Genomic DNA, 20,530 nt, shown 5'->3' on the forward strand with positions numbered 1-20,530 from the left:
TGCAAAGCGACGGCCGTTTTGGGCCAATCTCACTGTGCGCCATCGGACATCTCGGCATTCGCGGAGAGTTTCTTCAGCCGATCGAGACTTTGCGAGAAGCCCTTGAGCGATACGGCGACATCGACACGCTGCCCGCTATCGGCCGCGGTCATTTCGATAACCAGCTTGGCGCCTGCTCTCAGCGCGCGTTCGAGCTTTTCGTCGGGTGCAAAAGCGGCGAGACACCCTTGAGGCAGACATGTCTTGAAGGTGGTCGTCAACAGCATGTCCTTCTCGATGCGCAGCCTAATGCCGGACTGCAGATCCAGTCCGAATGGCGCGACGATCGTCCCGCTCAGCCCGTCTTTGCCCCCCGACGGAATGGCGAATGCGATCGTCAACACGCGCTCGTGCGAATTCGCCTGCAGCAGGCTCTGCGAAATCTGGCACACTTTCCTGCCGGCCTGCTTTTGCGCAGCCTTGTCTGCGGATCGCGCGGTGGTGCATTCGACCACCCAATCCTGATAGGTCTCCGACAACGCCGACGGTGTGGCGTCCTGTGCGTTGGACCGATCGGCAAGGCCGAAAGACAGCGTGCTCAGCGCCGCACCGATTGCCCAGCGGGCGAAAGGCCCTGGCCCCTTACGTGGGCAGGTGGGGCGTCTTGCGCGTGTTCCTACCATTTGACGCGAAACCCGATTGAGCCGCCGACGGTGTAGCTGTCGGCGAAGTTGGCAAGGCTGGTGTTGAGCGAGACCTCGCCATAGACGGAGTATTTGTCGTCGTCCCAGTTGTAGCTGCCGCCGGCGCCGATGCCGCCCCACAGTCTCTCGGGCCGGGTCTGGAACTTTGTGCCGGAAACGTCGACCTGGCTTGCGTCGAGGAACTCGTAATAGAGGTTGGCGATGCCGTAGAGGTGGCTGCGCCGGGTCTTGCCCTCGTCGTCCTTCCAGGTCTGGTCGCGGTCGGCGGAGATGCCGAGCCGGCCGCGCAGGCTGTCGCCGTCGTCAAGCGAGACCGACGCGTCGAACGGGTCGGTGAAGCTGTCGAAGTCGACATGGGAATAGATCAACTGCGCCTGGGGTGTGATCGTCCAGGTCTCGTTGAGATCGATCTTCTTGCCGGTCTCGATCGACAGGGCATAGCCGATGCCGTTGTTGCCGTCTGCAAGGCCGATGCCGGCCGTGTCGGAGAAGAGGTCGCTGTCGTACCAGGTGACTGTGGCCTGGCCGTCGACATAAAAGCCGTTCTGGTCGAGCCAGGTCAGCGTGCCGCCGAAGCCGAAGCCGGTCGTATCGATGCCGCCATTGCCATAGATCGAGCTGACGTCGCTGGAGGCCTGTCCGTAGTGAATGGTGATACCGCCGATCAGCCTGCTGCCGTCATCGGCCTCGTGCAGCAGGCCGTCGAGCCCGGCCTGCAGTTTCCAGCTGTTGGTGTCGTAGTCGGTGCCGCTGGTGGTGACATCAGGTTCGATGCTGCTGTGCAGACCTTCCAGCCGGCCCCAGACGCCGCTGGCCTCGATCGTCGCGCGGGCGGTCTGGCCGTCGACGTAGTATCCCGCCTGCTCCGGGGTCACCGTGCAGCGGAAGTTGCGCGACGGATCCTTGCAGAAGATCTCCGCCGGGGCAGGCTCCGGTTCGCGCCAGTAACGATTGCCGACCCGCTGCTGCATCGTCGGCATGCCGTTGAGCGCAAGCAGGTTTTGCGCATAGACCTCGTAGACCGGTACCCCAGGCTGGTAGAGTGGCGGTCCCGGATCGGGATCGGGATCGGGATCCGGGTCGGGGTCCGGGTCGGGAGCCGGGATCAACCGCGAGCGAAGATACCAGTTGTTGTCGGCGACATCGGCGCCGACGCCGCCGTAGTTGAGGGTATAGGCATAGGCGCCACCGACGACGGCCTGCTCGCCATTGCTGGTGATGTAGTCGCCGACGAGCGTGAAGGCGGTCGATTCCGAGGTCGCACCATTGATGGTATCGACCACCAGGATGCCGTTGGCTGTCGTCAGCGCTCCCGGTCCAGTCGTGTTGCGCACGATCAGCGACGTCGCGCCGGTGGCAGCACCGCCATCCACCACCAGAATGTCCGATGGCGCGCCATCCGCGCCGAGATAGGTGTTGAGAGCGATCTGGCCGTCTTCGCCGACATAGTTGACGACCGTCAGCGTCTTGTAGCTCGCAAGCAGAGTCGGGTCGCCCACGGGCGGCGAGAAGTCGATCAGGCTCGGGTCGTTGAGCAGGTTGGTGAGGTTGGAGGAGCCCGTCAGGTTCCAGACGCTGTCGCTCCGCATCACCACGTTGGAGACGCTGTCGACGGCGGTAAAGGCCGAACCGGTGACGGTGGACGCCGTCAGGGTGATGTTGGCAAGGCCGGGGACGACGGGCAGGGCGGCGGGCGGTGAAAAGACCGGCGGCGTCTCCGTTCCCTCCGGATCCGTCAGCCCTCCCGGGCCGCTGTCAGGAAGACCAAGGGGTGGAAACTCGGCGATCGTCGCGACCCGCAGCCACTCGCCGCTGCCGCCAGCCGTCGAATTCGTCAGCGTCACGTTGCCGTTGCCGCCGACCGCGATCGTCGGACCGCTCGCATTGGTCAGCGAACTCCCGGTAAAGCGGGCTTCGGAGACAAAACCCGGCGCGCCGGCGACATAAAGGGCGGCCGCCTGCGTGCCGGTCGCCTCGACGGTCGAGTTGAGACCGGTGACCAGGCCGCCGGCTTCGGCAAGGGCGCCGTGCCCGTTCGTCCCGGTCGCCAGTACCGCGGTGCTGTCGAGATTGACGGAGCTGCCATTGTCCCTGGCATGCATGCCGGCGGAGCGAACGCCTTCGACGAGAACATTGCTGCGGTTGGCGTTGACCGTGCCGGCCATGATCGCACGCAAGCCATCCGACAGGGCGCCGTGGGTGGTGACCGCGGAATCGTTGAGGGTGATGACGGAAGGGGCTTCGAGGAAATGCTGGTTTGCCCCGGCGCCATGGGCGGCCGCGCCTGACGTCTCGACCGTTATGCCGTTTGCCGTGATCGTTGCCGGAAACTGCGCACCGGCCTGTTCGACGGTCGCGTAGAGACCGAGGCTTCCGGGGCCGAGCGTCGTGATCGTATTTCCGTTGAGGAACACCGATCCGCCGTCGTCGGCCACAGCACCCATGGCGATGTTGCCCGTCGTCAGGATCGCGGTGCCCGTCGCCGTCAGCACGCCGTTCGGGTTGCGCGCCGCCACGCCATGGGGAAACGAGCTCAGTCGCACTGCGTCGCCGGTGGTCGTCACCGAGCCGCCGTTGAGGGTGATCTGCCCGTTCAGGTCTGCGAGCACACCCATCGCGTTGTCGGTGCCGGATGTGCGGATGGTGACGTCTGTGGCGGTGATCGTGCCGTTGGCCGCATAGAGGGCGGGGCCGTCACGCCCTTCGGTGGTCGACGAGCCGCCATTCATCGTGGCGGATGCGCCGGACACGACGCGCAGGCCATAACCGACAGGCCCGGTGCTTCGAATGGCGCTGTTCGTGAGGCTGATCGTCGAGCCTGCGTCCTGCACGAGGATGCCGGTGTTGTTCTGCGACAGGAATGTGCTGCCGGTGACTGTCGCCTGGCCGCCGTTGAAGAGGAAGACGGCGGGTGCACGTGTGCCGGCGACCGTCACCGTCGTGTTCTCTATCGTGGCCGTCGAGCCGGCGTCCTGAACGGAGATGCCGACACCGCGCTGGCCGGTCGCGTCGATCGTGACCCCGCTCAGACTGAGGGTGCCGCCGGACAGCGCCCTTGCCGCCGAAGATGGATCCGTGTCGGCACTGGCGTTGCTGCTCGAATTGATCGTGCTGTTCGTCAGGCTCACACTGCCGCCCTGCTCGGCACGCGCGCCACTCGCCAGCAGGCCCGAGGTGCTCACGGTAATGCCGGTCCCGTTGATCTGGCTGCCGGCGCCCGTCGCGATCAGGCCATGGCTGCCCACTGGCCCAACCGTGTTCTGCACACCGGTGGTCGTGATGGTCGCACCGCTGTCGAGGGTGATCGCGCCGCCGCCCTGCGCGAGCGCGCCGAAGGAGCCGCGCGACAGCGTTGCAATCGAGCCGCCCGAAAACTGGATCTGGCTGCCCGGGCCGGTTGAAATCAGGCCATGGTTTGTCAGGCCGTTGCCGCCACCGAGCATCCGGATCGCGGTGTTGGTCAATGTGAGCGCGCCGCCTGCCTGCGCCGTGGCGCCGACCATGTTGCTGGCTGTCGTGGTTCCGTTCGGCGGCCCCATGGTGATCGTTGTGCCCGATGCGGCGATCGTGCTGCCGGTTCCGGTCGCACGCAGCCCGATCTGTCCGGCGGAGGTGGCTGTTGTCACTGCCGTCGTCACAAGCCTGCTGTCGTTGAACTGGATGGTCCCGCCCGACTGCGCCTGGACGCCGATCGTCGTCGCCGCGCCGAGGTTGACGGTGATGCCGTCGCCTATGATCTGGCCGAGCGTGCCCGAGGCGTTCAAACCGACGGCGTTTGCCGGCACCACGTTGATCGTTGTTCCCGGCGGGACTGTACATTGGGTGTTGTTGACGGTTGCGGGGGCCGGGCAGGCCTGGGCGAACGCGGTGCCGGGCAGGGCAAGCGACACAAGGGCCGCAGCACCAGCGCTTCCGAGCCAGCCAGCTTGATGCTGCCTGTCGTTGACGACGTTCTTGGGAATGGAAGACGGCGCCCGTCTGCGCGCAGCATTCGCCCTGCACCGGTGGTGATGCTGCTTGTCGGTCGTCATTGAAACGTCCCCTCGCATGCCTCAACGGATCGTCGGCGTCGGGGGAAGGTTCGGGAGCCTTGCTTGTGCTACCGAACGAGAATCAAGATCCCCCGTAATCTACAGCAATACGCTCGCAATTGTGATAACAATACCCTGCATTTTAGTGGGTGCTTTATTATCTTTCTGAAAGAATTAACGACCTATTACCGTCTGTATTCTTCGCTGCCGGCGGCAAGTTTGAAGTGGTGCGCCCTTCACGCCGGAATGCATGCTGGATCTTCTTGATCATCGGGCAGCGCAAGCACGTCTGCAGACGTAGAGCGAGCACGCCGCGTGGCGCCCACTCTCGATGGAGGCAGGGCAGGGTATGGTTGGCGGGGCATGGCAGGGTGCGCGACGCGCCAGGAGCAGATCAGGCCGTGATGGCTGAGCCTTTACCGTGCATCGTGTGCGGCGAGCTTCGCCTTCATCGCCTGCACCGTCGTGGTGTCGGTGCGGCGCCGATCCTCGGTCACAAAGCCCATGCTCAAAAGTCGTGGATCGTGAGCCGGCTCACGGATCGAGCATGACGAATGCACTTCGCTGACCGAAAGTCGGGCGAGCAGCGCGTCGACTGTATCTAGTGTTACGCCGGAGCCGGGCATGATCGACAGTCGTCCGGCCGACAGCTGCACGAGTTCCGCGAGCCTGTCGATTGCCTGCGGCGCGCTTTTCGCGCCGCCCGACGTCAAAATCCGCTCGAAGCCGAGTTCGACGGCAAGCTCCATCGCGTCATTGAAATCCGGCACCAGGTCGAAGGCGCGGTGCAATGTGAGGCCGAGGCCGGCGGCATGGCCCGTCAGTTTCCGCAGCATCGGCGCGTCGAGACTGCCGTCGGCGAGCGACGCGCCGAGCACGACACCCGCAAGCCCGGCATCGCGCACGGCATCGATATCCCGGCGCATCATGTCGAGGTCGCCGGCGCTGAAGACGAAGTCGCCCGGACGCGGTCGGATCATCGCGTAGACGGGAACCGGTGGTGGTCCGGCAAGCGCCATCAATCCGGCGGTGGGCGTCAACCCGCCGATCGAGAGCGCCGCGCAGAGTTCGATGCGGTCGGCGCCGCCCTCGATTGCCGCTGCCAGCCCGTCGGCGTCGTCGACGCAAACCTCAAGTCCAGTCACGCTCATGCTCTTTCCTCTCCCAGTCCCAGCAGTGCCGCGCCGATCAGGCCCGGCTCGACCCGACACTCGCCGCGCACCACCAACGGCCGCTTGAACTGCCGCAGGATCCGGCCGCGGACCGCCGTGTCGATTTCTTCCAGCAACGGTTCCACATTGGAAAGGCCGCCGCCGACCGGCACGATCGTCGCACCCGTCGTGTTGATGACCACCGCCAGCGGCGCGCTGACGAGATCGACAAGCACCTCGACGGTGCGTTTTGCTTCGGCGTCGCCCTTCAGCCACGCCTCGATGATCTCGTGGCTCGTCATCGTCTTGCCGTGGATGGTGTCGTGCAGGCGCTCGAGTCCGCGCGCGCCGCCGACGGTGTCGACGCAGCGTCGCTGGCCGCAGCCGCAGGCATAGGCGGGAATGGCAATCGGCGGATCTCCGGCTTCGGCAGCCAGAGCCGGCCCGTGCCCCCATTCGCCGGCAAAGCCGCCATCGGCGTTGATCAGCTCGCCGCCGACCACCAGGCCGCCGCCGACGCCGGTGCCCAGGATGGCGCCGAAAACGATGCGATGCCCCCGTCCTGCCCCGGCGCCGGCTTCTGCAAGCGCGAAGCAGTCGGCGTCATTGGCGATCCTGACTGGCAGATGCAAGGCGCGTTGGAGCTCTGTCACCAGTTCGCGGCCATCGATGCAGGGTATGTTGGCGCATTTGATCCGGCGCGTTTCCGGGTCGATGACGCCGGTGATCGAGATCGCCACGCATTCCGGATGGCCGCCGGCCTCGTCCAGCACGGACTCGAGCACCTGGACGAACTGGCGAAAGTCGGTGAGCGGCGTCGTGCGGCGCGGCAGCGGAAAGATCCGGTCCCGCGCATGCACGACCGCGCCCTTGATCGCCGACCCGCCGATGTCGAAACAGACGATCATGCCTCTCCCCGGATCACCGTTTCGGCCGCAAGCGCAATCGACAGCAACCGGTCATCCTGATGATGTGGTGCGGCGAGCTGCAGGCCGACGGGCATTTCGCCGGCGCCGGTGCCGCAGGGGATCGAGACGCCGCAGAAGTCGAGGAAGTTGCCGATGAGCGTGTTGCGCAAGGTCCTGGCATTGGTCTTGAAGAACAGCTCGTCGTCGCCAAGCAGTGGCGCGACGGGCGGGGCCACATGCGGCAGCGTCGGGTGGACGATCAGCTCGCCGGGCTTCAGGCTCTCGATCGTCTCGTGGATCAGCTGGTCGCGTGCATCGAGAAGCGCGATGTAGTCGGGCATGGTGATCTTCTCGCCCAGCCTGGTGCGGGCGACGACGCGCGGGTCCATGCGTTCGGCTTCGGGTCCAGCAAGCCGTTCCCGATGCAGCGCAAAGGCCTCCGCTGTCACCAGCGCACCATGGCGGGCCATCAGGTCGAATACCGCCTTGAAGGTCGGGAAGGCGCGCCGCGTCACGCTGGCACCGGCCTTTTCCAGCCGCTTGATCGCATCCTCGAAGGCTTCGACGACTTCGCTCTCGGCCTCGTCGAAGACGATGGTTTCAGGAATGACGATGGCAACGCCGGCGATCTCGCCGCGGCGCACCACCGGTGCGGTCAGACCACGCATGGCGGCATCGATCCAGACCGCATCCTGCACCGTGTGGCAGAGGGGGCCGAGCGAATCGAGGCTCTCGGCCAGCGGAAACACACCCTTCATCGAATAGCGGCCACGCGTCGCCTTGTAGCCGACGATGCCGGTCATTGCCGCCGGGATGCGAATGGAACCGCCGGTGTCGGTGCCGATCGCCGCCGGCACCAGGCCGGCAGCGACGGCTGCGGCCGAACCGGAGGAAGAGCCGCCGGTGATGCGCTCGACATCGGTCGAGGCCGGGTTGTGCGGCGTGCCGTAATGCGGATTGATGCCCAGGCCGGAAAAGGCGAATTCGCTCATATTGGTTCGCCCGACGCTGACCATGCCTGAGCCGGCAACCGCGCCGACCACTGCCGCGTCGATGCTGGCGGGTGCATTGTCCTTCAGGACGACGGAGCCGGCGGTGGTGACGCTGCCCTTGACGTCGAAGAGGTCTTTCCACGCGACCGGAAGGCCGTCGAGCAGGCCGAGCGAGCGGCCGGCCCGGATCCGGCTGGAGGCAGCAGCCGCATCCTTCAGCGCGCGGTCGCGGGTGGGGCCGACGAAGATCGCCTTGTCGCCATGTGCCTCGATACGGGCGAGCGTTTCCTCGGCAAGCGTGACCGGATCGAGCTTACCGTCCTGGATGAGGACCGATAGCCCGGCGAGCGTTTTCTGTCTGGTCATTGTCTCCCCTTGTCCGCCGGCCATCCGTGGCGGTTCGTCTGTGTCCTGTCGGCCTGTCGGGCCGTTGATTTCGCGCGTCGCGATCCCTCGGGCGCGCTTCACGCGCCGGCCGTCATCGTCGACATGGCTTACCATATCGCTCCCCATGGCGTTTGCCATGGCCCGACCGCCTCCGCCGCCAGAATTTTGCCGAATTGGCGGGATGCCCGCCCTCCCGCCTTGTCGATGCGAACGCTTCTGCCTACATGCCTCATCGAACCCTGCCCGGCACTGGAGAGAATTGATGATTTTGGACGCGGCGCGACTTTCTCTCGCCAATCTCTTTGCGCCGGAAACGCGCTCCGTGTTCTGGAAGGTTCTCGGCCTGACGCTGCTGGCGCTGGCAGCGCTCTGGTTCGGGCTTCGCGAAGTTTTCATCTGGCTCGCCTTGCCATGGCTCGACGCGCTGATGCCCGGCACGCCTGCCTGGGCGGGCTGGCTCACCTTCGTGCTCGGTATCTTTGCCAGCCTCGGGCTGGCGCTGGCGCTCGCCTTGTTGCTCGCACCGGTAACCGCGCTGATCGCCGGCTTCTTCCTCGATGATGTCGCCGAAGTGGTCGAGGCGCGCGATTATCCGAACGAGCCAGCGGGCAGGGCGCTGCCACTCGGCGAGGCGATCGCCGGCTCCGCCAAGTTCCTGGGCGTCGTCATCCTCGGCAACATCCTTGCGCTGTTCCTGCTGCTGGTGCCGGGCGTCAATCTCATCGCCTTCTTTCTCGTCAACGGCTACCTGCTCGGCCGGGAGTTTTTCGAGTTCGCCGCCATGCGCTACCGTTCGCCGGCCGAGGCGCGGCTCTTTCGCGCCAAGCACCGCTCGACCGTGTTTCTGGCCGGCCTGCTGCTGGCGGCCTTCCTCGCCGTCCCGCTTCTCAACCTTTTGACCCCGCTTTTTGCCGCAGGCCTGATGGTGCATCTGCACAAGAGGCTGTCGGCGAGCGATCCCGGATTTTCGTCGACGCCTGGGGCGCGACCGCCAGCGCGTGAACGGCAATCCGCTTGACAGCGGGCTGCCGCTCGCCAATCTGCCGGCAAACCCAAAATGACGTCGCGCGCCCAGGTGGCGCAGACCGGACGGAGAGCCGCAATGAACAATGAAGACCGGGTCACCAGGCTCGAAGAAACGATCGCGCACCAGGCCAAGACGATCGAGGAGCTCTCCGATCAGCTTGCCGAGCAATGGAAGGTCGTGGAACAGACGCGGGCCAAGCTCGACCGCTTGACGGAGCGCTTTCTCAGCCTCGAGGAGCAATCGCTCGACGCGCCGCCGATCACCCGCCCGCCGCATTACTGAGAGGCAAATCCGGAAAACGTACAAAAAAGGCCGCCGTTCCTGCGAACGACGGCCTTTCTCGTTTGAAGGCGCTAGCCCTTAGTAGGGGCAGGCTTCGTCGCTCATGTAGTCGTGAACCTGGACCTTGCCGGCGATGATTTCGGCTTTCACCTTTTCGACCGCGTCGAGCATTTCCGGGGTGATCAGGGCCTTGTTGTTGTCGTCGAGCGCGTAACCGACGCCATCTTCCTTGAGGCCGAGGTTGGAGATGCCGAACTCGAACTTGTCGTTCTTGGCTGCGGTGAAGGCTTCGTAGACGGCGACGTCGACGCGCTTGAGCATCGAGGTCAGCACCTTGCCCGGCTGCAGGCCGTTCTGGTTGGAATCGACGCCGATACCGAGCTTGCCGGCATCTGCAGCTGCCTGCAGGACGCCGACGCCGGTGCCGCCGGCTGCGTGGTAGACCACGTCCGAACCCTGGTCCATCTGCGACTTGGCGATTTCGCCGCCCTTGACCGGGTCGTTCCAGGCATCCGGCGTCGTGCCGGTGTAGGCTTCGAGAACCTTCACGTCAGCGCCGGTCGACTTCGCGCCGCCGACATAGCCGCAGGCGAACTTGTGGATGAGCGGAACGTCCATGCCGCCGATGAAGCTGACGGTCTTCGACTTCGAAGCGAGACCGGCGAGCACGCCGACGAGGTAGGAGCCTTCCTGTTCCTTGAACACGATCGACTTCACGTTCGGCTTGTCGAGCACCATGTCGATGATCGCGAACTTGGTGTCGGGGTATTCGGCGGCGATCTTTTCGAGCGGAGCGGCCCAGTTGAAGCCGGCCATGACGATCGGGTTGTTGCCGTCGCTGGCAAACCGGCGGAGCGCCTGTTCGCGCTGTGCGTCATTGGCGATTTCGAACTCGCGGTATTCGACGCCCGATTCTGTCTTGAATTTTTCGGCGCCGTTGAAAGCGGCTTCATTGAACGATTTGTCGAACTTGCCGCCCAGATCGTAAATGATGGCCGGCTTGATGTCGGCGGCCAGAGCCGTCGCGGACATCATGGAAAAGGCAAAGAGACCGAGAATTGTTTTTTTCATCGTGCAGCCCTGTTGTCGCTATTGATCTTTATCGGGTCCTCCCGCGGGCTCCTGACGGAGCCTGTCTGCGGAACCCACCCCTCTCGCGGGGGCTAGGGTGGGCGCATCCTTGCACGGTCACGGCAAAAAAACACTCAAAATTTTTCGGATGGTAAAAATGTCGACCGACATTCACAGACATCGTTAAAATGCCGGTTCCCTTGACCTTTTGGCGTCCGGGGATGGGCGCCGCGCGCCGCGCGCACGGCGGAAAAGGGCTAGCCGCCGATCGGGCAGCTGACCCCGGTGCCGCGCAGACCGCAATAGCCGCTGGGGTTTTTCGCCAGATACTGCTGGTGGTAGTCCTCTGCAAAGTACAACGGACCGGCCACTTCGATTTCGGTGGTGATCCTGCCGGTATTGCCCGACTGCTTCAGGGCACGCTGGAAGGCGTCGCGCGCGTCCTTGGCCTGTCTCAGCTGCGCGTCGTCATAGGCATAGATCGCCGAACGATATGTCGTGCCGATATCGTTGCCCTGGCGCATGCCCTGGGTCGGGTCATGCGCCTCGAAGAAGGTCTTGAGCAGACTGGCAAGTGAAACAGTCTTCGGGTCGTAGACCACCAGCACCACCTCGGTGTGGCCGGTGAGCCCCGTGCTCGTTTCCTGGTAGGTCGGGTTCGGCGTCAAGCCGCCGGAGTAGCCGACCGCCGTGACGTGCACGCCGGGAATGTTCCACAGCAGCCGTTCCGCCCCCCAGAAGCAGCCCATGCCAAGCAAGATCTTCTCGGTCCCTTCGGGGTAGGGGCCCTTCAGGGCGCGTCCGGAGACGAAATGGGTGTCGGCGGTCGCAATGGCTTCCGCGCGCCCGCGCAGTGCCGTCTGGGCGTCGGGCAGAATGGTCTTCTTGTTGAACATGTCGATCAGGAACATCGTCAAACTCCTTGTCGTCGGGGCGGGTGAGCGCCCTTCGATGATCAGGCGGCGAAGCGACCGGCGGCCGGCCGCTTCTTGTATCCGGCCATCCAGAGCAGCAGGGCGAGAAGGGCAAGCACCGCAAAGGCGGGCTGCGTCAAAAGCCAGTGCAGCGCCTGGTGCCAGAGTGTCGGTGCGCTATCGGAGCGCTGCGCAAACTGCACCCAGCTGGCGGTATCGGCGCCGAGCGCCTCGAGATCGTCGCCGAGCGAGGTCATAACGAGTTCGGATGCGGCGACGGACTGGATGGCATCGACCGCACCGGCCAGGACGGCTGCAAGCAGCACCACGAAGCTTGCCAGTCTCAACACGAAACGCATCGGTCCCTCATTCCTCAAATTCTGTCCCGCGGGCGGACCCGTCGCTCCTTCGGCGGCCCTTCCGAGGCGGAAAGCCGGCGAGGCCAGGGCACGCGATATTCCGGGATGGCGCAGCCTTCCGGCGATGTCGGTCGCTACGGGTCGAACAACGCTTCGGCAAGAGATAGGCCCGCTCGTTGGCGAGCGCAATGGCGAGCCTTGCCTGCCAAGTTATACAAGATGTCAACAATCTGTCAGAAAGCAGTTGATCCCGGACAAATCATCGGTATATATCCCGCCCGTCCGCCGGTTCGCGCCGGATGACACGAAGGGCCAAGGCTCTTCCCATCCAGCCGCATGACCATCGGCTGTTGACGGATGGACAGGTGGCCGAGTGGTTGAAGGCGCACGCCTGGAACGCGTGTATACGTGAAAGCGTATCGAGGGTTCGAATCCCTCTCTGTCCGCCATCACCTCTTCCCAAGCCTTGCTGCAGACACTCGCAAAGCCCTTGGCCTCCAGGATTCGTCACGCTTTGTGTTTCCCAAGGCTTCCCATCGGTAGGGACCGCGACCCACGCATATGTTGGCATATCCTCATGCAAACCTAACGAAGCTGGCCGCCGCGCGACCATGTTCATAGTGTCTGCTTCAGATTGTCGACCAGCTTACGAACCCGGCGTTCCCGCACTTCAGCGGTCTTGGCCTCCTCGATCGCGTTGACGTGTTTTTGCCGAAGCCCGAAAGGCAGGCGCTCAAAAGCCATTCGGGCGTGCGGAGCACTGTCGAAAGCCTCGGCGAGTTCGGCAGGCTCGGCGACCTCTCTCGGCGCCTCGTCGAGCGCGACATCGATCTCGATGATATCGCCTTCGTTGATCCCGGCGGCGGCGCGGTGGGCCGCGCTGATCCCTATCAGCCGCTGGCCGCGCATGGCCGCCACCCGGGTGCGCCAGCTAAAGCCATTAATCGTCACCGTCACCGGTGGGCGGCCGGCGGGACCCAGTATTTCCATCACTGGGCCGGGGACCTCGACGCCTGTTGCATTGCCCGAAGGGACGACCTTGGCCTGGAACGTTGCCGACCGCCTACCTGCATTCGTGTTCTGCTCGTCGCTCGATGCCATCGCCCAGATCCATGTTCATGCCACCCATCCATACGGCGTTAATTCGCAAGAGGAGTAAAGGTGCAAAATCCATTCGGTTTGCAGGGCCGTCGCGCGATCAGATGCCCATTGTCGATGCCGCCAAGTGCCTCCTGTCCTGCCTGTACGTTCCGCTTCCGTCCGGGGCTTGGTCGATCGGACATGCTTCACGCGTCGATGACGCGGCCGGCGGCGGTTCCGGCAATCTGCATCGCGGCAACCATCATCTGGTGGATCTGATCAGGGTCGTCGCCCCAGCGATGCGTTGCGGGCGGATCTGAATGTCGAAATTCGGCGTGATCAAGCGCGCCCGCTATCCAGTCATGCGGGCATTTTATGCGCAAAAATATACTTGATGATCCGCTAAAGGAGAAGAAAACCCAATAAATATGAAACAGATGAAATTTCTCTTGCGGAAAACCTCAACGTGCATGTAGTGTTTATGTGCATAAAAAGAGGTGAACATGTCGGTCTTGCAATTTCCACTTATTGAGATTCACGGTTCCCCGCGAGAGCGGGGGCGCATGCATGGAATGCAGGCGGCGGATCGCATCAGGCTTGGTATCGGTCACTACCTCACGCAGTTTTCCTCCTACGGTCTGGGGCCCGCCGCAATCGGCCGGCACGTCGACGCCTATCTGCCGCGCATCCAGGCGTTCGACGCCAATCTCGTGGAGGAGATGCGTGGTATCGCCGAGGGGGCGGCCGTCGACTTCGAGGCAATCGTGCTGCTCAATGCCCGCACCGAGCTGCTGTACGAAGCGCGCGAAGTCAGGGATGCGGCGCTTGCCAGCGAGAGCGCTGCTCCCGATGGCTGTACCGGCGTGGTCGTTCTGCCCAGCGCTGCCCGGGACGGGCGGTTGATCCATGCTCTCAACTGGGACTGGAAGGCCGAGTGCGCCGAGACGTCCATCGTCATGCGGGTTCGTCGCGACGACGGTCCCGATGTGATGACGTTCACCGAGGCTGGCGCGTTGGCGCGGGCGGGATTGAATGCGGCCGGCATTGCCATCACCGCCAACTACATCGAGTCCGATCGCGATTTCCAGACGCCAGGCATTCCGCTCGCCCTGGTTCGCCGCAAGGTGCTGGAAGCCCAGACCTACGCGGAGGCAATCGGTGTGGTTGTCTCGACGGACAAGCTGACCTCGAACAACCTGATCCTCAGCCACCGTGACGGCGTGGCAATCGACTTTGAATGCGCTCCGCGCGAGACCTTTGCGCTTTATCCGGACAACGGGTTGCTGGTTCATGCCAATCACTGGACCAACAAGTCCGCGCTTGCAAAGTATCGCGACGTCGGCATTCGCAATACGCCCGACAGTCTCTATCGTGACCTTCGGGTGCGCAGCCTGCTCGAGCCGAGCATAGGCGCCATCACCCAGGACGATGTCATTGCCGCCTTGCGCGACGATTTTGGCGCGCCTTATGCCGTTTGCCGTGCGCCCCTGGCCAACCGCCGTGGCAATCTGACCGCGACCGTCGCGACGTTGATGATCGACAGCACGGCGGGGACGATGGAGATCACGCCGCTTCCTGCCACGAACCGAAAGTCGACGACCTACAGTCTCACGCAACCGGCCTCACTGGCTGCCTGAGATCGAGGTATCGATGTTTCGCTATTTCCTTCGCCGAACCTTGATGACGGGCATCACGCTGTCGCTTGTCGGCATCACTGTCTTCTTCATCATGCGACTGATCCCCGGGGATCCGGCGTCACTGATGCTGGGCGAGTCTGCGACCGACGAGCAACTCCAGATCCTTCGCGGCCGCTGGGGGCTCGACCAACCCTTGCCGGTGCAGTTTGGTTACTGGCTTGCAAGTCTGCTGTCGGGCGACTTCGGCGTTTCGACGCGAACAGGGCAGGATGTTCTGCCGCTCATTCTCGACCGCTTCGGCGTCACCGCGACGATCGTCGTCCTGGCCGTTGCCATTGCCGTGGCAATTGCGGTTCCCGCGGGCATGATCGCCGCATGGCGCCAGAACAGCCTGACCGACGTTGTTGCGATATCGCTCGCAACTCTGTTGCTGTCCATTCCGAGCTTCTGGCTCGGACTGATCATGCTGCTGGTCTTCGGGCTCAAGCTGGGCTGGGTCCCGGTCCTTGGTTTCGTCGGCTTCGACGGGGACATCTTGCGTGCGCTATCATTCATCATCCTGCCTGTCGTCACGCTTGCGCTGATTGAAATCGGCGTGCTGATCCGCATGGCGCGTGCCAGCACCATCGAGGTGCTCCGGCTGGAATATGTCACGCACGCCCGCGCCAAGGGCATTCCCGAGTGGAAGGTGCTGGTTCGACACGTCTTTCCCAACGCCTTCGCACCGACGCTCACCCTGATCGGGCTGATGCTGGGCAATCTTCTGGGCGGTATCGCGGTGCTTGAGACGGTGTTCACGCTGCCGGGCATCGGCAAGCTGCTGGTGGAGTCGATTTTCGCCCGTGACTACCCTGTCGTGCAGGGCTGCCTGCTGCTGACCGCCACAGTCTTCGTGCTCATCAACCTTGTTGTCGACCTGCTCTACCCGGTCTTCGATCCGCGCGTAACGGTGGAATAGCGCAATGATAAATAAGGCAAATCTTTTCGCTGGGGCGGCGTTGACCGGTGGGCTGCTGGCTGCGGCAATTCTCGGCGCCTTCTGGACACCTTACAATCCATTGCAGCTCGATATGCTCAACCGATTGGGCGTGCCGTCATCGACCAACTGGCTCGGAACAGACGAATTTGGTCGGGACGTGCTGAGCCGCTTGATGGCGGGGGCGACGGCGAGCCTGAGTATCGCGGCAATAACGGTCGCCCTGGCCATCGTTTCCGGCACGTTTCTGGGCATGCTTGCGGGTGTCACCCGCGGGTGGGCTGCCCGCGGCATCAGTGCCGTCAGCGACGCCCTGCTTGCATTTCCCGGCATCCTCTTGGCACTCACTTTGATCGTCATTGTCGGCGCGGGCCGCAATGGCATCGTGATCGCGCTCGCCATCGCCTACATGCCCGGTGTCATGCGGATCGTGCGCAGTTCCGTGCTTTCCGCCCGCGAGAGGGAATATGTCGAGGCGTCACGCGTCATTGGAAATTCGGAACTGTACACCATGCTGGTACATGTCCTGCCCAATTGCCTGGCGCCGATCACCGTCCTTGGCACCTCCATGTTCGGCTGGGCGATCCTGTCTGAAAGCGCCCTGTCGTTTCTCGGGCTTGGCGTTCCGCCGCCGGCTCCCACATGGGGCAACATGCTGGCCTCCGGTCAGCCGTTCTTCGAACAGGCGCTTTGGCTGAGCCTGGCACCCGGCATCTGTATCTCCGTCGCACTGCTGGGCACCAATTTGCTCGGCGATGCCCTTCGCGACCGTCTTGACCCACGAATGGCTGCAATATGAGCACTCCAGTCCTCGAAATCAGCGGCCTGCGCGTTGCGACCAATCGCCTGGAAGTCCTGCATGGCGTCGACCTGTCGCTCGCGGCCGGACAGCTTTCTGCCCTTGTCGGCGAGTCGGGCAGCGGCAAGACGATGGCGGCCCGCGCCGTCATGCGGCTGTTGCCAGGCGGACTGCGCATTACCGGCGGTTCGATACGCCTTGATGGCGAAGAGATCACAGGCGTCAGCGACCGGCGGATGCGCGCCCTGCGCGGACCCGGCATGGGCATGGTCTTCCAGGAGCCAATGGTGTCGCTCAATCCAGCGATTTCGATCGGGGCGCAGATGGCCGAAGGCCTCGTCCAGCACCGGCGCCTGTCGCGCGCCGATATCAAGGCACTGTCGCTGGCAATGCTGGAGCGTGTCCGCATCGCTGATCCGGAAGCCTGCCTGAGGGCTTTCCCGCACCAGTTTTCCGGCGGCATGCGCCAGCGCATCCTGCTGGCCTCGGTCATGTTGCTCAAGCCGCGCCTGCTGGTGGCGGATGAGCCGACAACGGCACTGGATACGCTCGCCCAGCGCGAAGTGCTGGACCTGATGGTCGAACTTGCGCGCGAGAACAACACGGCCGTGCTGCTCATTACCCACAATCTCGGGCTGGTATCGCGCTACACCCAGGAAATGACGGTTCTGAAGAATGGCGATGTGGTCGAAAGGGGTTCGACCAGGCGCATCATCGACCATGCCGAACATCCCTATACGCAAGAGCTGGTTGCGGCAGCGCGCCGCAGCGATGGCGCACCGCCAGCCCCTGCCGGGACCGTCGTTCGTGAACTGGTCCGCGCCAAGGCGGTTTCGGTCACCTATCGCGGCCGCCACAGCAATGCGGTCAACGGCGTCGACCTTTCGATCGGCGAGGGCGAGACGGTGGCGCTTGTCGGCGGCAGCGGCTCGGGCAAGACGACGATGGGTCGGGCCATTCTCGGCCTCGTGCCGCTCTCTTCGGGCGAGGTGACGTTTCGCGACCGCAGCATCATGTCGGGCGGCGCCGTCGACCGGGACGTCCGTCTCGCCTGCCAGATGGTGTTCCAGGATCCATACTCGTCCCTCGACCCACGTCAGCGCATTGGCGCGATCGTGCGCGAGCCGCTTCGCCATGTCGGCGATATGACCGGTGCCGAAAAGGATGCCCGCGTTGCCGAGGTCATGGCCGATGTCGGGCTCACGGGCATGGAGCGACGGTTCCCCCATGAATTGTCGGGAGGCCAGCGCCAACGCATTGCGATCGCCAGGGCGATCGTGCGGCGCCCGGCGTTTGTGGTTGCCGACGAGCCGGTTTCGGCGCTCGACATGACAATTCAGGCCCAGGTTCTCGACCTGATCCTTTCGCTTCAGGCGCGATATGGCTTTGCGTGCCTGTTCATCAGCCATGATCTCTCTGCGGTGCGGCGCATCGCCCAGCGCGTGGTGGTCATGGAGAACGGCGTCGTTGTCGAAGCCGGGCCGACGGCTTCGGTCCTCGACAAGCCGAGCCATCCCTATACGCGTCGGCTGGTCGAAGCCGCACCGGTAATCGACAGGCCTTCGATCGCACCCAGACGAGCTGCCGGTGATCATCTGGATCAGCGAGACAAGGAATTGTTGTAATAATTTCTTATAGTTATCTCTAGACAACGACGACATATAAAAACGGGAGGTGGGGATGATTTTCAGTTTTCAGAGATTTGCGAACGTTCGATCAGGGCGCTTGGGGGTTGCCTTTGTCGTACTGTCACTGGGCATCGGCTTTGCCGACCCGGCTATCGCTCAAGGGGGCAGCATCATCCGTGCTGCCCTGAACGAAGACATCAGGGGTGTCGACCCGGCGCGCCAAAGCGAGGGCATGGCTGACCCGGTTCACATGCATGTCGTCGAGGGCCTCGTCGCATACGGCAGCAATCTGGAAGTCGGGCCCGTTTTGGCCGAGTCCTATTCGGTCGAGGATGGCGGCAAGACCTACGTCTTCAAGCTGCGCGACGGCGTGAAGTTTCACAACGGCGAGACGCTGACCTCGGCCGATGTCAAATGGTCCTGGGACTATCTGATGGCCGAGGGGTCCGTCTGGCGTTGCAAGGCGGTCTTCGAAGGCAACGTCAAGGTGCTCGCCGTCGAGACGCCGAATCCGCTGACCGTGGTCTACAGGCTTGCAGAGCCCAACGGTTCGTTCGCCTACACCCTGGCGCGGACCGACTGCGCCGGTACGCCGGTGTTTCACAAGAGTTCGCTGAAGGCCGACGGCAGTTGGGGGTCGGTCATCGGCACCGGCCCGTTCACGGCAGGCGAGCGGAAGATCGGTGAGTATGCTGAAGTGCTCCGTTTTGCCGACTACAAGTCGCCCGCCGGCGAAGCCAATGGCCGGATCGGCCGCAAGGAAGCCATGGTCGACAAGATCCGCTTCTCGGTTGTCACCGATCCGGCCGCGCGCATCGTTGGGCTGCGTTCGGGAGAGCTCGATGTTTCCTCGGTCGCCAGCCAGTCAGTGGATCAGATCAGGCAAGAGGCGGAGCTGGACGTCGTGCTGTCCGAGACAACGGTCTGGTATGCCCTGCTGCTCAACCAGAAAGATCCGCTGCTGCAGAACAAGGCGCTGCGCCAGGCGATTGCATCGGCCATCGACCGGCAGGCAGTCGCGCAGGGTGTGACCTACGGTCTGGCCACAGGCACGTCCACGCCGATGCCGCGCGTCAGCCGTTACTACTCGCCGATCGCCAACGAACCCTTGGCGGCCAATCCGGACCGAACGCGCGAATTGCTGGCTGAAGCCGGCTATGACGGCGAGCCGATCACCATCATTGCCAACAGGAGCTTCCAGTCGATGTTCGACCAGGCGATCATCATTCAGAGCCAGTTGCAGGCAGCCGGCATCAATGTGACGATCGAGACGCTCGAATGGGGTCTGCAGCTCGAGCGCTATACGGGTGGCAAGTATCAGTCGCAGTCGTTCAGCTATTCGGGCCGTTTTGACCCGATGGGAGCGTGGGAGCGCATCATCGGGCCGGAATCACGCAAGGTCTGGAAGGATGAACGCGCCATCGCACTGCTCAAGAAGGGGCTCGTGGCCACCGACCCTGACGAAGTTCGGGCGATCTCGGACGAAATCTATGCCCTTTTCATCGAGGAAGCGCCTGCTGTCAGCCTCTTCCACATGACGCTGGCAAACGGCTTCAACAAGCGTCTTGAAGGCATCAAGTCGGCGCCCTTCGACACCCCGACATTGTGGAACGTCTCCATCAAGTGACCTGCCTGACATGCGCTTGCCGAGCGCATGTCTCTCGCGGCCTCGCGGCAGCTCCTTCCCCGGAGCGGTCGCGAGGCGGCTTCGCCTGCAAATCTTGACAAGGAAAGAGTGAAATGAACGCATCGGAACTGGACGCCAGGCTGCAAGCCCTGTCTGAAAATCGAGGCTTCGATATCTACTGGCACGTCCGGTTGGCAGCCGGCGGGGAAGAGCTGACGCGCGGTGGCGACGCCGTTCTTCCCTCTGCGAGTGTTCGCAAGACATCCGTCATGATGGCTGCGCTGCATGCCGCTGCCGAAGGGCGCCTGGACCTTGACCAGCCAGTCGTCATCGCGAAGGAGGCGCAGCCGGGAATTCTATCAGGCGTGTGCCAGTACATGACGCCAGGCCTGACCTTTCCGATGCGCGACGCCATCCTGCAGATGATCATCACCAGCGACAACATCTGCACCTATGAGGTGATGAAGGGTTTGGAAATTTCCGAATTCACCGACTATTGCCGCCGTATCGGCATGGCCAACACGACGCATCGCACCCGCTTGCCGCCTCTGGGATTGTCGCCCGAGCATGCGCTTGACCATGTCACGACAACAACGGCGCGCGACCAGGTGCTGCTGCTGCAGCTGATCTACGCCGGCGCCAAGGGCGATGCGGACGCGATTGCACGGCTTGGTGTCGACGCCGAGCATTGCGCCATGGCGCTGCGCTTTCTGACCTGGCAGCGCTTCCGCAGCATGATTCCGGGGCATCTTCCGACGATGGCCGAGGTGGCCAACAAGACGGGCTGGGGCGAACGTGGCTGGATGGATTCGGCAATCGTCTTCAAGGACTCCGCTCCGCTCTACATCATGAGCATAACGACCGACCGGGTGCCGAGGGTCATGCCCAACGGCCTGCCGGGTCGCGTCGCCTCGACGGCGGCTATCGCCGAACTGTCGCGGGCCTGCTGGGACGCATTGGGCTGACGCTGAGGACGGT

At 63.6% G+C, this 20,530-nt stretch carries 18 protein-coding genes and 1 tRNA gene; 10 read left to right on the plus strand and 9 right to left on the minus strand.

The annotated features are described in order from the left end of the window. Positions 1 to 29: 29 nt before the first annotated feature. The 5 genes from RTP54_RS00400 to RTP54_RS00420 form a co-directional block, all read right to left on the minus strand. Complete coding sequence (locus tag RTP54_RS00400) at positions 30 to 662, minus strand: invasion associated locus B family protein (protein WP_312359959.1); 633 nt, start codon at positions 660 to 662, stop codon at positions 30 to 32. Beyond that, positions 656 to 4,714 (minus strand): autotransporter outer membrane beta-barrel domain-containing protein, encoded by a 4,059-nt coding sequence (locus RTP54_RS00405; protein WP_312359963.1) that lies wholly within the window; start codon positions 4,712 to 4,714, stop codon positions 656 to 658. Before RTP54_RS00405 ends, RTP54_RS00400 begins: the two co-directional genes overlap by 7 nt. Before the next feature lie 416 nt (positions 4,715 to 5,130). Further along, positions 5,131 to 5,865, minus strand: a complete 735-nt coding sequence (locus tag RTP54_RS00410; protein WP_312359966.1) for a copper homeostasis protein CutC — start codon at positions 5,863 to 5,865, stop codon at positions 5,131 to 5,133. Then, on the minus strand, positions 5,862 to 6,773 hold the full coding sequence (locus RTP54_RS00415) for an ROK family protein (protein ID WP_312359967.1): 912 nt from the start codon (positions 6,771 to 6,773) through the stop codon (positions 5,862 to 5,864). The genes RTP54_RS00410 and RTP54_RS00415 overlap by 4 nt, the downstream gene beginning before the upstream one ends. Then, complete coding sequence (locus RTP54_RS00420; RefSeq protein WP_312359968.1) at positions 6,770 to 8,131, minus strand: amidase; 1,362 nt, start codon at positions 8,129 to 8,131, stop codon at positions 6,770 to 6,772. Before RTP54_RS00420 ends, RTP54_RS00415 begins: the two co-directional genes overlap by 4 nt. A gap of 283 nt (positions 8,132 to 8,414) precedes the next feature. On the opposite strand from RTP54_RS00420, the gene RTP54_RS00425 reads away from it, so the two are divergent. Both RTP54_RS00425 and RTP54_RS00430 read left to right on the plus strand, forming a co-directional pair. Next, positions 8,415 to 9,170: a sulfate transporter family protein gene (locus RTP54_RS00425; protein WP_112809331.1), complete on the plus strand. Its 756-nt coding sequence runs from the start codon at positions 8,415 to 8,417 to the stop codon at positions 9,168 to 9,170. 84 nt (positions 9,171 to 9,254) lie between these two features. Next, positions 9,255 to 9,461 carry a SlyX family protein gene (locus tag RTP54_RS00430; protein ID WP_112809330.1) on the plus strand — a complete coding sequence of 69 codons (207 nt, stop codon included), beginning with the start codon at positions 9,255 to 9,257 and terminating at the stop codon, positions 9,459 to 9,461. Positions 9,462 to 9,539: 78 nt separating this feature from the next. On the opposite strand, the gene RTP54_RS00435 is transcribed toward RTP54_RS00430, so the two are convergent. The 3 genes from RTP54_RS00435 to RTP54_RS00445 form a co-directional block, all read right to left on the minus strand. Further along, positions 9,540 to 10,532 (minus strand): BMP family protein, encoded by a 993-nt coding sequence (locus tag RTP54_RS00435; RefSeq protein ID WP_112809329.1) that lies wholly within the window; start codon positions 10,530 to 10,532, stop codon positions 9,540 to 9,542. Positions 10,533 to 10,789: 257 nt separating this feature from the next. Next, complete coding sequence (msrA, locus tag RTP54_RS00440) at positions 10,790 to 11,443, minus strand: peptide-methionine (S)-S-oxide reductase MsrA (RefSeq protein ID WP_312359971.1); 654 nt, start codon at positions 11,441 to 11,443, stop codon at positions 10,790 to 10,792. Positions 11,444 to 11,487: 44 nt separating this feature from the next. After that, entirely contained in the window at positions 11,488 to 11,805 is a 318-nt protein-coding gene (locus RTP54_RS00445; RefSeq protein ID WP_312359973.1) for a hypothetical protein, read from the minus strand. 359 nt (positions 11,806 to 12,164) lie between these two features. On the opposite strand from RTP54_RS00445, the gene RTP54_RS00450 reads away from it, so the two are divergent. Then, positions 12,165 to 12,254, plus strand: a tRNA-Ser gene (locus tag RTP54_RS00450). A 166-nt stretch (positions 12,255 to 12,420) separates the two neighbouring features. Here the strand turns inward: RTP54_RS00450 and RTP54_RS00455 are convergent. Then, on the minus strand, positions 12,421 to 12,906 hold the full coding sequence (locus tag RTP54_RS00455) for a YdeI/OmpD-associated family protein (RefSeq protein ID WP_312359976.1): 486 nt from the start codon (positions 12,904 to 12,906) through the stop codon (positions 12,421 to 12,423). Between the two features lie 11 nt (positions 12,907 to 12,917). On the opposite strand from RTP54_RS00455, the gene RTP54_RS00460 reads away from it, so the two are divergent. The 7 genes from RTP54_RS00460 to RTP54_RS00490 all read left to right on the plus strand — a co-directional run bounded on the left by RTP54_RS00460 (position 12,918) and on the right by RTP54_RS00490 (position 20,517). Next, complete coding sequence (locus RTP54_RS00460; protein ID WP_312359979.1) at positions 12,918 to 13,205, plus strand: hypothetical protein; 288 nt, start codon at positions 12,918 to 12,920, stop codon at positions 13,203 to 13,205. Between the two features lie 183 nt (positions 13,206 to 13,388). Beyond that, positions 13,389 to 14,522 carry a C45 family autoproteolytic acyltransferase/hydolase gene (locus tag RTP54_RS00465; RefSeq protein ID WP_112809325.1) on the plus strand — a complete coding sequence of 378 codons (1,134 nt, stop codon included), beginning with the start codon at positions 13,389 to 13,391 and terminating at the stop codon, positions 14,520 to 14,522. Between the two features lie 13 nt (positions 14,523 to 14,535). Further along, on the plus strand, positions 14,536 to 15,480 hold the full coding sequence (locus tag RTP54_RS00470; protein ID WP_112816362.1) for an ABC transporter permease: 945 nt from the start codon (positions 14,536 to 14,538) through the stop codon (positions 15,478 to 15,480). 4 nt (positions 15,481 to 15,484) lie between these two features. Next, entirely contained in the window at positions 15,485 to 16,297 is an 813-nt protein-coding gene (locus RTP54_RS00475; protein WP_312359984.1) for an ABC transporter permease, read from the plus strand. Next, complete coding sequence (locus RTP54_RS00480; protein ID WP_312359987.1) at positions 16,294 to 17,922, plus strand: ABC transporter ATP-binding protein; 1,629 nt, start codon at positions 16,294 to 16,296, stop codon at positions 17,920 to 17,922. The genes RTP54_RS00475 and RTP54_RS00480 overlap by 4 nt, the downstream gene beginning before the upstream one ends. Before the next feature lie 100 nt (positions 17,923 to 18,022). Further along, positions 18,023 to 19,552 (plus strand): ABC transporter substrate-binding protein, encoded by a 1,530-nt coding sequence (locus tag RTP54_RS00485; RefSeq protein WP_312359988.1) that lies wholly within the window; start codon positions 18,023 to 18,025, stop codon positions 19,550 to 19,552. A gap of 113 nt (positions 19,553 to 19,665) precedes the next feature. Next, a complete protein-coding gene (locus RTP54_RS00490; RefSeq protein ID WP_312359990.1) occupies positions 19,666 to 20,517 on the plus strand; it encodes a serine hydrolase in 852 nt (283 codons plus the stop codon). Positions 20,518 to 20,530 lie beyond the last annotated feature (13 nt).

Source organism: Ensifer sp. (assembly GCF_031989085.1).
Classification (GTDB): domain Bacteria; phylum Pseudomonadota; class Alphaproteobacteria; order Rhizobiales; family Rhizobiaceae; genus Ensifer.